Source organism: Frigoribacterium sp. PhB107, from assembly GCF_003751515.1.
Classification (GTDB): Bacteria; Actinomycetota; Actinomycetes; order Actinomycetales; family Microbacteriaceae; genus Frigoribacterium.
Genome location: NZ_RJKU01000002.1, coordinates 261,575 through 273,769 on the forward strand (window position 1 = coordinate 261,575; position 12,195 = coordinate 273,769).

Genomic DNA, 12,195 nt, shown 5'->3' on the forward strand with positions numbered 1-12,195 from the left:
CCAGGAGCCTCGGCTGAGCAGGCCGCTCAGTCGTCCTCGACCGCGGGCCACGACGACGGGCCGGCCGTGCCCGCCGGGTACTCGTCGATCGGCACGTCGCCGGCGCGCCACGCGTCGAGCACGGGGGCGACGATGCGCCACCCCTCGACGGCCGAGTCGCCGCGCACCGACAGCGTGGGGTCGCCGTCGAGGATCCCGGCGAGCACCTCGCCGTAGGCCGTCAGGACCCCGAGGCCGAACTCGGCGTGCAGGGTCGCCCGCGACAGGTCGTACGAGTCGCCGGGGCCGTTGACGTTGAGCTCGAGCGACATCTCGTCGGGGGCGATGGCGATGCGGAGGCGGTCCGGCGTGCCGCCGCCGACGAACTCGCGCGGCACGTGGGTCGGCGGGCGGAAGGTGATGACGATCTCGCGCCTCCTCGAGGCCAGGGCCTTGCCCGAGCGCAGCCGGATCGGCACGCCGGCCCAGCGCCAGTTCTGCACCTCGACCACCATCTCGGCGAGCGTCTCGGTCTCGATCGACGCGTCCACCCCCTGCTCGGCGGTGTACGCGGGCAGGTCGCGGCCCTCGATGGTGCCGGCCGTGTAGCGGGCGCGACGGCTGTTCGCGACGGGGTCCCCGTCGAGGAGGCGCGTGGCACGCAGCACGAGCTGCTTCTCGTCCCGCAGGTCGACGGCCGTCAGGGTCGAGGGCGCGTTCATCGTGAGCACGGCCATCACCTGCAGCAGGTGGCTCTGGATCATGTCGACGAGGGCGCCGGCGTGGTCGTAGTAGCGGGCCCGGCCCTCGAGGCCGAGGGTCTCGTCGTAGACGATGTCGATGCTCTCGACTTGCTGGTTGTTCAGCATCGGCTCGATCAGGCGGTTCGCGAAGCGCAGCCCGAGCAGGTTGAGCACCGTGGCCCGGCCGAGGAAGTGGTCGACGCGGTGCACGCGCTCCTCGGGGACGAGCTGCAGCACGAGCTCGTTGAGGTGCGCGGCCGACGCCACGTCGGTGCCGAACGGCTTCTCGAGGGCGAGCGCGGTGCCCTCGGGCAGCTGCACCTGCTTAAGGGCCTCGCAGGCCTTCTCGGTGACGGCGGGAGGCAGCGCGAAGTAGATCGCGGGAGGTGCCTCGCACGCGTCGAGCAGCGTGGTCAGGGCGTCGGCCGAGGTCACGTCCGCCGTGATGTAGCGGGTCGAGGCGAGCAGGGCGTCGACCGCGGGCCCGGCGGCTTCGACGCTCGCGAACGAGTCCCTGACCCGCTGGTGCCACTGTTCGTCCGAGTACTCCTCGACGCCGGCGCCGATCAGCTGCACGCGTCGCACCGGCTCGTGGGCGAGCAGCCCCCCGAGCCCGGGCATCAGGAGGCGGGCGGCCAGGTCGCCGGACGCGCCCAGGATCAGGAGCGTCACCGGCTCGCTGCTCGGCCCGCCCTCGTCGCCGATGGTCGCCTCCGTGGCGGGGTCGCTGGCCGTCTGTCGCGTCGCGGTCGTCATGCGGACGACGCTAGACCGCGCGCCGGTGCGGTGCCCTGCCCTCTCGTCGTGCGCCGCCGCCTCAGCAGCCCAGCTCGGGCAGGCTGGCGCGCTCGTCCCACTGGCTGAACGAGAAGACCGCGCGCCCCGACGCGTCGGCCGCCGTGAACGACACGGGCCGCGGCTCGCCCTCGGCGGAGACGACGAGGGTGCCCACGACCGAGGTGTCGTCCCCGACGACGAGCTCGACCGTGTCGGGCTCGCCCGGGCCTCCCTCGACGACGGCCCCCGTCGAGACGGTGACCGCGGCGTCGCCGCTGCGCAGCAAGGTCGAGAGCAGGGTGGGAGGCGAGAGCAGGGGTGCGAACCGGGTCACGGCCTCGTCGGCGGCGGACACGCAGGAGGCGCCGTCCGTCGTGATCTCGGCGTCGGCACCCGAGGTGCGGACGTAGGTCGTCTGCACGCCCGAGTCGTCCTCGACCTCGACCCGTGCGGAGTAGTCGGAGGCGGTCCCGACGAAGGACACGCCGAGGACGCGGCCCTCGGGCTGCACGTCCGACCCCTGCGGCGCTGCCAGGAGCTCGGTGAAGGTGCCGGCCATCGTGACGGACGTGGCGGTGCGGACCGAGCGCAGCACGGAGTCGAGCGCCGTCGGGCCGTCGAGGTACTCGAGGCCGTTCCGGTCGGGGTCGGACAGGTCGACGTCGGGGAGGGCGATGCCGGTGGGCGTCGGCACGGCGGGCGGCTCCGACGCGCAGCCCGCGAGCAGCGCCGCGGCGAGCGGCAGGGCCGCGACCGCGAGCAGGCGTCGCCGCGAGCAGCCGTCAGCCGGCATCGGCGTCGGCCACGCAGACGCTCTGGGCCGACTGGTCGCCCAGGTCGGCCGGCTCGAGCGAGACGGGGTCGCCCGCGGTCGCCTCGGCCGCGCGCACCACGAAGCAGGAGTCGTCGGTGACCAGGCCGCCGACCCGGGGGATCCACGCCTCGGTGCCGCGCACGAGCTGCGTGAGGTCGGTCGCCGCACCGTCGGAGGCGACGGCGTAGAGGTCGTAGGGCACGTCGGGGCCGTCCCAGGTGAGGCGCACGTTGCCCTCGCCGACGGCGACGGTCAGCGCGGTGACCTGGGGCGGGCCGGCCGAGGTGAGCGACAGGATCATCAGCGTCGCCCCGACCCCGACCGCGAGCACGGCGAGCACGCCCGACACGATGAACGCGGGGTGGCGCCAGAGCGGTCGCTTCTTCTCCTCGCGGTGCTCGAGCTCGGGCAGCACGCCGATCTCGCTGCCGAGCGGCCTCTTCGGGGCGGCCTCGACCGCCTCGCCGCCCTCGCCGAGCCGCGGGGCTCCCGGCTCCCAGCCGAGCCGGGACGCCGTGAGCGAGCCGGGCGCCGTGGTCCAGGACGGGGCGAGGGGCCCCGAGGCGACGGGGAGCGAGGAGGCGGGGGCAGGGGGGAGCGAGGAGGCGGGGGCAGGGGGGAGCGAGGAGGCGGGCGCCGGGGGGAGCGAGGAGGCGGGGGCCGGGGGGAGCGAGGAGGCGGGCATCGGAGGGAGCGGGGCCGCGGCAGCGGGCGGCGCCGAGGACGTCGGGGGAGCCTCGACCGAGTCCACCGGGACGTCGGCAGCGCGCCGGGCCCGGCGGCCGCGCGTGACGGTCAGCTCGAGGTCGTCGTCGGCCTCGGCCGGTCGCACGCCCTCGGACTCGTCCTCGGAGCCGCCCCCGCGGTGCTGTCCGTCGCTCATGGTCCCCCTGGGCCGTCACCGCCCGGTCTGTCGACGGTGGCCCTTAGTATATGGATCACTCGACGAGAGGGGAGCCGGGGGAGTGGGACGTTCTCTGCGTGCCGCCGTGCTCGCCGTGGTCGTCGCGACCGCCGCCTCCTCGGCGTTGCTCACCGGCACGGCCGGGTCGGCGCTCGCCGCAGCCCCCGGCTCGTCCGCCGCATCGCCCGGCTCGACCGCAGCGCCCGGCGAGGCCGAGGTGCCCGCCGATCCCGGCCTCGTGAGCATCCCCTTCGGCGACGAGGCCGAGGTGCCCATGGCCGAGGGGTGGTCCGTCGCCGACTGCACGGCCGTCGTCCCGCCCGCGGGCGTCGAGCTCGGCTGCGAGCCGAGCCGGCTGACCCTCTCCGTCGACGAGTACGACCCCGACGCGGGCACCGTCGTCATGCCGGTCGAGCTGCGCACCGGCCCCACCCGCGTGACCGTCTCGTACCGCGTCGAGCAGGCGCCGCCGACCCCTCCTGCCGCTCCCGAGCTCGTCTACGACCACCCGTTCGACTCCGGTGCGGTCGCGCTCGTGCCGCTGTCCGACCTCCTCGTCCACTGTGACGGCTGCGAGGGCGTCGGTGCCCGACTCCAGGTGCGCGGCGTCTCGCCCGAGGGCGCGGCCGTGGCCCGGGCGACCCCCTCGCACCTCGCCGTGCAGTCGGCGCCCGGGTTCGTCGGCGACGCCGTCGTGTCGTACCGGCTCCGCGACGCGCAGGACCAGTGGTCGGAGACGACCAGCCTCACGGTGGCGTTCACCGCTCCTCCTGCGGGCGCGACCGGGGCCGGGCCGCTGCAGGCGCTCGCCGTGACGGTGCCGCTCGCCGAGCAGGGCGACACGGTCGTCGACCTGGGCGCCCTGACCATCGCCGGCCCGACCGGCGGCGGCGACGCAGCGGACGCCCCGCGCCTGCTCGGCTGCGGCGCGCCCGCCGCCGGCACGGTGCGCTGCTCGGGCGACGAGGCCGTCTGGACGCCGCCCGCGAGCACCGACGACGACCCGACCACCGACGTCGACCAGTTCGCGTTCCACGTCGCGACGCCCGACGGCCGCCAGGCGACGGGCAGCGTGACGCTGGTGAGGGCCGGCTCCGACGCGGCCGAGGCGCTGCCGGTCGGCCTCGCCCGCGTCGCGCCCGTCCCCGGCCGCGGAGACGACGACGCCGCCGTCCGCACCCTCGTCCCCGCCCTGCCCGCGGACGACGGCGACGACGGCGCCCCCGACGCGCCCGTGCTGCTCGCGCCGCTCGTCTCGATCCTCGACCGCCTCGGAGGCACCCCGTGACCCTGCGACTCAGCCTGCGCGACACCGACGACGCCGGGGCCCCCGCCGGGCCGCCGCGTTTGGTCCTGCTCGACGTGACGGACGACACCTCCGTCGCCGAGGTGGCCGAGAGCCTGGGCGTCGACCCCTCCCTCGTGGCCCCGACTGTCCACCCCGACACCGCACTCGTCGACGCGCCCGTGCTCAACGGCCAGACCCTCCCCCCGCAGGAGGCGCCCGCCCTGCACCCGGGCCAGCCCCGTCTCGAGGTGGTCGGCGGCCCCTTCGCCGGCGAGGTCGTCCCGCTGGCCGCGGGCACCCCGCTGCGCATCGGCAGCGGCGCCGGGGTCGACCTGCGCATCGCGGACCCGTGGCTCGCCGGGCACCACGTCACGCTCACGCTCGACGCCGTCGACGAGGTCGGCGGCGCCCGCCGCGGCCCGCTCGCCGCTCGCCTCTCGGTCGTCGAGGGCGCCGCGGGCATCGCGGTGAACGGCGAGCCGCTCACCGGCGACGGGCGGATCGTCCCCGCCGACGTGGTGCAGCTGGGCAGCTCGGTCGTGCGCATCGGCCTCGCCCCGTGGAGCGACGCCGACACCGCGCCCGACGAGGTCGGCATGCGGGGCTTCAACCGCACCTCCCGCATCTCGCCCGCCACGACGCCGCCGGTGGTCGTGCTGCCGGGCGACCGCCCCGACGACGCCGACAAGACGCCGCTGCCGTGGCTGTCGGCGGTGATCCCCGTGATCCTGGGCGTGACGATGGCGATCGTCTTCAACCGCCCGGTGATGCTGATGATGGCCGCGGCGTCGCCCGTCATGGTGATCGGCACGTTCCTCACCTCGCGCTCCCGCGCGAAGAAGAAGGGGGTGCGCACCTTCGACGAGTGGCAGCAGGACATCGTCGACGGCCGCACGCGCATCGCCCGGCTCGTCCGCGAGCAGCGCCTCGACCGCTGGTACGCCCATCCCGACCCGGTGGTCGTGCGCGACGTCGCGACCCTGCCGCTCTCGCGCCTCTGGGAGCGCCGCAAGCGCGACGCCGACGCCGTGCACGTGCGCGTCGGCGTCACCGAGGTGCCGCTCGACGTGCGGTTCGAAGGAGGCGGCAGCCGCGACCGCGCGACGCCTCGCCACGTCGGGGTGGCCCCCTCGCCCGTCGCGGTCGACCTCTCCGCAGGCGTCGTCGGCCTGGCCGGCGCCCCCGACGCGACCCGCAGCGCCGTCCGCGCGATGCTCGCCTCGTTCGCGACGCTGCGCTCGCCGCGGGACGCGCAGGTCGTCGTGCTCTGCGACGACGACGACGCGGCCCTCTGGGAGTGGGTGCAGTGGCTGCCGCACGCCCAGGCGGGCTCGTCGGTCGTGGCCCTCGTCGGCAACACCGACGACACCCGGCGCGACCGGCTGCGCGAGCTGAGCGCGCTGACGACCGCGCGCCTCCGTGCCTCGACCGAGCGCGGCTCCGCCGCCTTCGACTCGACCGTCGTCGTCGTGGTCGACGGCGCCCGCCGGTTCCGCATGCTGCCCGGCATGGTCTCGCTGCTCGAGTCGGGCGGGCAGGCCGACGTGCACGTCATCGCGATCGACACCGACCGCACCCGCCTGCCCGAGGAGTCGCGCACGGTCGTCGTCGTCGACGGTGAGGACCACTCGCTCGCCCGCCTCGAGTCCGACGCCGCCTACTACCCCGACGTGCTGCTCGACGGGCTCTCGCTGCCCGCGGCCGAGCAGATCGCCCGCAGCCTCTGCTCGATCAAGCACGTCAGCGGCGTCGGCGACGAGGGCATGCTGCCGACGTCCGTCCGGTACACCGAGCTGCTCGGCGTCGACCTCGACGACCCGCAGGCGATCGTCGACCGCTGGCAGCTCTCGCCGCGGCGCACGGCCGTCGTCGTCGGCGCGGGGCCCGACTCGCAGTTCGCCGTCGACATCGCCGCCGACGGCCCGCACGCGCTCGTCGCCGGCACGACCGGCTCGGGCAAGTCGGAGTTCCTGCAGACCTGGGTCGTCTCCCTCGCCCTCGCGAACCGGCCCGACGCCCTCAACTTCGTCCTCGTCGACTACAAGGGCGCCTCCGCGTTCGAGGACTGCTCGCGCCTGCCGCACACGGTCGGCATGGTCACGAACCTCGACGCCCGCGAGACCGAACGGGCGCTGCAGTCGCTCGACGCCGAGCTCAAGCGCCGCGAGACCGTGCTGCGCCGCCCCGAGCTGGGCGTCAAGGACGTCGACGCGGCCTGGTCGAAGGACCCGGCGGCGGCGGCCCGCCTCGGCCTGGCCCGGCTGATGATCGTGATCGACGAGTTCGCCGAGCTCAAGACCGAGCACCCCGACTTCATCAACGGACTCGTGCGGATCGCCCGCGTCGGCCGCTCGCTCGGCGTGCACCTCGTGCTCGCGACGCAGCGTCCGAGCGGCGTCATCACGCCCGAGATGCAATCGAACATCAACCTCCGCGTCGCGCTGCGCGTCACCGACCGCGCCGACTCGACCGACGTGCTCGGCTCGCCCGAGGCGTCGCTGATCGGCGTGGCGACGCCCGGCCGCGGCTTCGTGCGCGCCGGGGTCGGCGTCGCGCCGGCGGCCTTCCAGACGGCCCGCGTCGCCGGCGTGCGCCCGGGCGCGCACCGCACGCGCAAGGTGCTGCCCGCGCTGGCCGAGCTCGACTGGCGCGCCGTCGGCTACCAGCCGCGGTTCCCGTCGCAGGGGGCCGCGTCGGCCGGGGTCGACCAGGACGACACCGACCTGCGCGCCCTCGTCGACCTCGTCACCGAGGCGACGCGGCTGCTCGGCGTGCCGGCCAACCCGTCGCCCTGGCTGCTGCCGCTGCCGACGATGCTCCCGCTGGAGGCGGTGGTCTCGTCCGCCGCGGACGCCCCTGCCCCCGACGGCACCGGCACCGCCGCGCACCCGCACGAGCTCGTCATCGGCCTCGAGGACGTCCCCGCGCAGCAGACCCAGCGCCCGCTCGTCTGGGACGTCGCCACGGGCTCGCACCTGCTCTTCATCGGTTCGGCGCTCTCGGGCCGCACGACCGCGCTCCGCACCCTGCTCGCCCAGGCCGTCCGGGCGCACGACCCGGCAGACCTGCACCTCTTCGTCGTCGACTACGGCAACGGCGGGCTGCTGCCGCTGGCCCGGGCGCCGCACACGGGCGCCGTGGTGACTGCGCTGGAGCCGACACGGCTGCCGCGGCTGATGACGCGCCTCCTCGACGAGCTGTCGCGCCGTCAGACGGTGCTGTCGCGCGCCTCCGTCGGCAGCGTGGTCGAGCAGCGCCGCCGGGCCGAGCCGGCCGACCGCCTGCCGTTCGTCGTCGTGGCCGTCGACGGCTGGGAGCGGGTCACCTCGACCCTGCAGTCGGACGAGCTCGTGCTGTTCCGCGACCAGGTGACGCGCGTGCTCCGCGAGGGGCCCGGCGTCGGCATCCGCGTCGTCATGGCCGCCGACCGCACCGTCTCGGGCGACCGCGTCTCGGGCTTCATCGGCGACCAGTACGTGCTGCCGCTGCGCGACGTCAACGACTACCGCGGCGCCGGCGTGATGATCCGCGAGCTGCCCGAGACGGTGCCCGCCGGACGGCTCATGTTCGGCGCGAGCGCCCGCGAGGCCCAGGTCGCGGTGATCGGCCGCGATGCCTCGGCCGAGGCGCAGACGGCCGTGCTGCGCGACATCGTCGAGGAGGCGCGGGCCGCGTTCGAGGCGGCCCCGCGCGACCCTGCCCTGCCGGTCCCGTTCCGCGTGGACGCCCTGCCCGGGGCGCTCTCGCTGAGCGACGCCGCGGAGCTGCCGCGCGCCTCCTGGTCGCCGGCCGAGTCGCCGACCGTCGGCGTCGGCGGCGACGTGCTGTCGCGGTACACGATCGACTGGCCCGCGATCGGCGGCTTCGCGGTGGTCGGCGACCGCGGCACCGGCCGCTCGACTGCGCTGGCCTCGATCGCCCACCAGCTGATGTGGGACGCGCGGCCCGTGCTCGTCGTCGCGACGCGCGAGTCCCCGCTGTCGCGCTGGGCGCGCACCGCCGAGGTGCCGCTCGCCGTCTCGTCGTCGTCGCCGTCGGCCGGCGACGACCTCGCGGCCGAGGTGGCCCGGGTCGGCGACGGCGTCGTGCTCACCGTCGTCGTCGACGACGTCGAGACGCTCCGCGACACCCCGCTCGAGCAGGCGCTGATGGCGCACCGCGACCGCCTGGCCTTCGTCGTGGCGCTGTCGCCCGACGCGGCCGGCAAGACGTTCTCGGGGCCGTACGGCGAGGTGCGGAAGACGCAGGAGGGGCTGGTGCTGTCCCCGACGTCCGCCCTCGTGGGCACGCAGCTCTTCGGGCAGAAGATCCCCAAGTTCATGGTCGGGCGCGCGGGTGCCGGCGGCGGGGCGCTGCACAGCGGCGGGCGCTGGGCGCAGGTGCAGGTGCCCGACGTCACCCGCTGACGCCGCCTCCTCGTGTGCCGCCGTGCCGCCGTGCCGCCGTGCCGCCGACAGCGGTCACGGTGAACCGGCGAGAAGTGCTCTCCGACGGGCGGGGGAGCGCAGTCCCTGCCGGCTCACCACGCCGCGGGAAGGCGTGGACCCGGCACGCCGGGCCGGCGCGGCCGGTCGCGTATCGTGGGGGACGGCTTCGAGGGGACGACGTGACGGGGACTGACGGCTGATGGCATCGCGCTGCGAGTACTGCGGGGCCGAGCTGCGCCCGAACAGCATGTTCTGCCTGTCGTGCGGGCAGCTCGTGACGTCGGGCCGCGCGCCGGTCGCGGCGCCGCTGCCGGCACCGGTGGCGAGCACGCGGCCGCCGCTCGAGCGCACGGCGCCGCCGGTCGTGCGGCCTGCCGTCGCCCCGGCGGCCGCGCCAGCGGCGACACCCGTGGCCGCACCCGCGCCCGCACCTGCCCCGGCTGCTGCCGCACCGGTCCCGGCGGCCGCGCCCGCGCCTCCTTCGCCCGTCGTCGCGAACGCGACCTTCGTCGTGGCGTTCTCGACCGGGCAGCGGCTCGTCGTCGACGGCCCGGTCGTCGTCGGGCGTCGTCCCGAGCAGGCCGCGGCCGAGGCCGGGTCCGCGGCGTTCGCGGTGACCGACCCCGAGCGGTCGACCTCGCGCGCCCACGCCGCCTTCGCCGTCGTCGACGGGCAGCTCGTGGTGACCGACCGCGGCTCCGGCAACGGCACCGTGGTGCACCGAGCCGGCGTCGAGATCGAGTGCGTCGAGGGGCGGCCCGTCGCGCTGCGCCCGGGCGACGAGCTCGAGCTGGGCTCGGTCGGCGCGACCGTCGCCGCCGTTTGACCGAGGCCGCGACCGTGACGCGGGCCGAGACCGTGACGAGCCCTAGGCTGTCGGCGTGACCACGACCCCGCGCCGTTCCCTGCTGGCCCTCGTCGCCCTCGCCTCCGTGACCGTGCTCGGCCTCTCGGGCTGCGTGGACATCGCGGACCACAGCGACCTCGACCTCGGCTCGACGGTGACGGTCAACCCGGCGCTCACCTCGTCGGCTGACGACACCCGTGTCGAGGTCACCGTGACCGACATCGCACGGGCCGATCCCGAGGACGTCGCCTCGTGGGACGAGTTCGACGCCGCGGGCGTCGACGTCTGGCTGGCGACCGTCGACCTCGCCGTGACCGAGGGGGCGATCCCGCCCGAGGGCGATCCCGGCTTCGGCAGCCAGTACTGGGGGCTCATGGTGGACGACGAGCTCGTGCACGGGGACCGTCTGCCCGGCGTGCTGGCCTTCGACGACGACTTCACCGCGGACTGCCCGCTCGAGGGGCGCGCCGTCGCGCCCGACCTGTCGCAGGGCTCCGCCACCACGTGCGTCGTGCTCACCGCCCCCGCCGGGGCCGAGCCGAGCCTCGTCGTCTTCGACAACTTCAGCATGGGCGGCCGCTACGGCCGCAGCCAGGCCGAGGCGAGCTGGGTCGTCGACGCGAGCTGACGGCCGGCGCGGCCGGCCTCGGTCGCAGCCCGATCGAGTCCGACCAGCCGCGACCAGCCCCGACCGGCAGTCCCTCTCGCTACCATCGGAGCAGTCCGACCGACGACGGGGGAGAGACGTGACCGACGACCTGGAGACCACGTGTGCGGCGTTGAAGGCGCCCACCATCGAGCTGATGAGCGCCACGATGCTGGCGCAGGGGAACCCCGGGGCGCTCGTGCGCGTGCAGGCCGCGGTCGAGGGCGTCCGCGCCGTGCTGGCCTCGGCGCCGTCGACGACGTCGTCCCCGGCGTTCGACGCGTGGGCCGCCTCCGCCCCCGCCGTGCTCGCCGAGATGGAGGCGGGCGTCGAGTCCCGTGACCCGCGTCGCGCCTGGCAGGCCTTCACCGACCCGGTGCGCGGCTTCGACCAGCTCGGCCAGGCGTGCGCGGGGATGCCGGGGTGGTGAGCCCCGCGGCCTCGCCCGAGGACGAGCGCAGGCGCCAGACCTGGCGCGACTTCTTCGCGGGGGGCAGGCGCTACGAGGTCCGCTACCTGCCCGCTCGGTGGCACGACATCGTCCGTCGCAACGTCGTCACCGCCGCGCTCATGATCGGCCTCGCCGTCGTGCTCGTCGCGGCGCTCTGGTGGTGGGGCCGTCTCGGCCCGTTCGTCCTCGGGAGCGTGCTCGCTCTCGTGATGGTCATCTACGCCCTCACGGCCCTCCACCGGCGCACGATGCTGATGGCGCAGTCCGGCGGGGAGCCCGGACTCGCCCTCGGCGTGTCCGACGAGGGCCTCCACACGCCGGTCCAGGGGGTCGGCACCGTCCCGTGGCCCGAGGTGCTCGGGATCTTCCTCGTGGACGCGCACGCGAAGGCCGACGCGATGCGTGCCGCGAAGGGGCTGCAGGGGGCCGCGGCGAGGTTCGCGGCGAAGAACGGCGCCGACTCGGTCCAGATCAACGTGGTGCTCTCCGACGGGAAGGCCGTGAGGATGCGCATCCCGCGACGATCCCACCGTCGCGTCGTGCAGACGTGGGCCCATCACGACGGTCCGCAGTTCGGCGTGATCTCGTTCTCGATGGACAGCGCCACGGACCAGAGCGACCCGTCTGCCATGCCCCGCCTGGGTCTCGCCCTCACCGTGCAGTGCGAGGACCGCGGCATCCCCGCGCGCCTCAACGACGACGCGACCCGCTTCACAGAGCACATGATGCGCATCTCGAACGTGTTCGACTACTCGGGCGTCGACGGCACGGCCGCGGGCACGGGCGCCGACGCGTCCGGGGGACAGTCGCGCACCTGATCTGGACGGATCGTTCTGCCCCGCCCTAAGCTCGCCCTGACAGCATGACGGATCGTCGCTATGCTGCCGGAGTTGTGTGCCTCGTCCAAGGGGGGACACGGGGGCGACACCACCGGTGCGTCCCGTGTACACGAGCGTTCAGGAGGAAGAACCATGGCCGACATCCGCGTCACGTCCGATTCACTGTCAGGCGTCTCGAACCAGCTGTCCTCGGGATCGCAGTCGATCGAGTCGCAGCTGCAGAACCTCAAGTCCCTCGTCGACGGCCTCGTCGGCGGCGACTGGTCGGGTGCGGCGTCGCAGTCGTTCCAGGAGCTCTACTCGCAGTGGGACCAGTCGGCGATCCAGCTCAAGGAGAGCCTGCAGGGCATCAGCGAGCTGCTGAGCCAGGCCGCCCTCTCGTACGAGGAGTCCGAGAACTCGATCTCGGGCACGTTCCGCGGCTAGCAGTCATCCGCCGTCGACGCCGCCTGCTCACCAGCGGGCGGCGGTGACGGCGTA

At 75.1% G+C, this 12,195-nt stretch carries 10 protein-coding genes; 7 read left to right on the top strand and 3 right to left on the bottom strand.

What is annotated here, in order from left to right:
• Positions 1 to 26: 26 nt before the first annotated feature.
• The 3 genes from EDF18_RS09400 to EDF18_RS09410 form a co-directional block, all read right to left on the bottom strand.
• Positions 27 to 1,478 carry a glucose-6-phosphate dehydrogenase gene (locus tag EDF18_RS09400; protein ID WP_123547568.1) on the bottom strand — a complete coding sequence of 484 codons (1,452 nt, stop codon included), beginning with the start codon at positions 1,476 to 1,478 and terminating at the stop codon, positions 27 to 29.
• A 61-nt stretch (positions 1,479 to 1,539) separates the two neighbouring features.
• The gene (locus EDF18_RS09405) at positions 1,540 to 2,292 is read right to left on the bottom strand and encodes a hypothetical protein (RefSeq protein WP_123547569.1); all 753 of its coding nucleotides are present in this window, start codon (positions 2,290 to 2,292) and stop codon (positions 1,540 to 1,542) included.
• Positions 2,282 to 3,196, bottom strand: coding sequence for a hypothetical protein (locus tag EDF18_RS09410; RefSeq protein ID WP_123547570.1), 915 nt, complete (start codon positions 3,194 to 3,196; stop codon positions 2,282 to 2,284). The genes EDF18_RS09405 and EDF18_RS09410 overlap by 11 nt, the downstream gene beginning before the upstream one ends.
• Before the next feature lie 82 nt (positions 3,197 to 3,278).
• Between EDF18_RS09410 and EDF18_RS09415 the strand changes: the two genes are divergently transcribed.
• The 7 genes from EDF18_RS09415 (at position 3,279) to EDF18_RS09445 (ending at position 12,141) form a co-directional block, all read left to right on the top strand.
• Positions 3,279 to 4,505: a hypothetical protein gene (locus tag EDF18_RS09415; RefSeq protein ID WP_123547571.1), complete on the top strand. Its 1,227-nt coding sequence runs from the start codon at positions 3,279 to 3,281 to the stop codon at positions 4,503 to 4,505.
• Complete coding sequence (locus EDF18_RS09420) at positions 4,502 to 8,911, top strand: FtsK/SpoIIIE domain-containing protein (protein WP_123547572.1); 4,410 nt, start codon at positions 4,502 to 4,504, stop codon at positions 8,909 to 8,911. The genes EDF18_RS09415 and EDF18_RS09420 overlap by 4 nt, the downstream gene beginning before the upstream one ends.
• A 220-nt stretch (positions 8,912 to 9,131) precedes the next feature.
• The gene (locus tag EDF18_RS09425) at positions 9,132 to 9,758 is read left to right on the top strand and encodes an FHA domain-containing protein (protein ID WP_123547573.1); all 627 of its coding nucleotides are present in this window, start codon (positions 9,132 to 9,134) and stop codon (positions 9,756 to 9,758) included.
• A gap of 55 nt (positions 9,759 to 9,813) precedes the next feature.
• Complete coding sequence (locus EDF18_RS09430) at positions 9,814 to 10,407, top strand: hypothetical protein (RefSeq protein ID WP_123547574.1); 594 nt, start codon at positions 9,814 to 9,816, stop codon at positions 10,405 to 10,407.
• A gap of 118 nt (positions 10,408 to 10,525) precedes the next feature.
• On the top strand, positions 10,526 to 10,855 hold the full coding sequence (locus tag EDF18_RS09435) for a hypothetical protein (protein WP_123547575.1): 330 nt from the start codon (positions 10,526 to 10,528) through the stop codon (positions 10,853 to 10,855).
• The gene (locus EDF18_RS09440) at positions 10,849 to 11,694 is read left to right on the top strand and encodes a hypothetical protein (RefSeq protein WP_123547576.1); all 846 of its coding nucleotides are present in this window, start codon (positions 10,849 to 10,851) and stop codon (positions 11,692 to 11,694) included. The genes EDF18_RS09435 and EDF18_RS09440 overlap by 7 nt, the downstream gene beginning before the upstream one ends.
• A 153-nt stretch (positions 11,695 to 11,847) precedes the next feature.
• On the top strand, positions 11,848 to 12,141 hold the full coding sequence (locus EDF18_RS09445) for a WXG100 family type VII secretion target (RefSeq protein ID WP_158614657.1): 294 nt from the start codon (positions 11,848 to 11,850) through the stop codon (positions 12,139 to 12,141).
• The last annotated feature ends 54 nt before the right edge of the window (positions 12,142 to 12,195 follow it).

Excerpts from the sequence above, each read along its gene's own strand:
- EDF18_RS09400 (WP_123547568.1), bottom strand. The coding sequence starts at position 1,478 with ATGACGACCGCGACGCGACAGACGGCCAGCGACCCCGCCACGGAGGCG.
- EDF18_RS09405 (WP_123547569.1), bottom strand. The coding sequence starts at position 2,292 with ATGCCGGCTGACGGCTGCTCGCGGCGACGCCTGCTCGCGGTCGCGGCC.
- EDF18_RS09410 (WP_123547570.1), bottom strand. The coding sequence starts at position 3,196 with ATGAGCGACGGACAGCACCGCGGGGGCGGCTCCGAGGACGAGTCCGAG.
- EDF18_RS09425 (WP_123547573.1), top strand. The coding sequence starts at position 9,132 with ATGGCATCGCGCTGCGAGTACTGCGGGGCCGAGCTGCGCCCGAACAGC.
- EDF18_RS09445 (WP_158614657.1), top strand. The coding sequence starts at position 11,848 with ATGGCCGACATCCGCGTCACGTCCGATTCACTGTCAGGCGTCTCGAAC.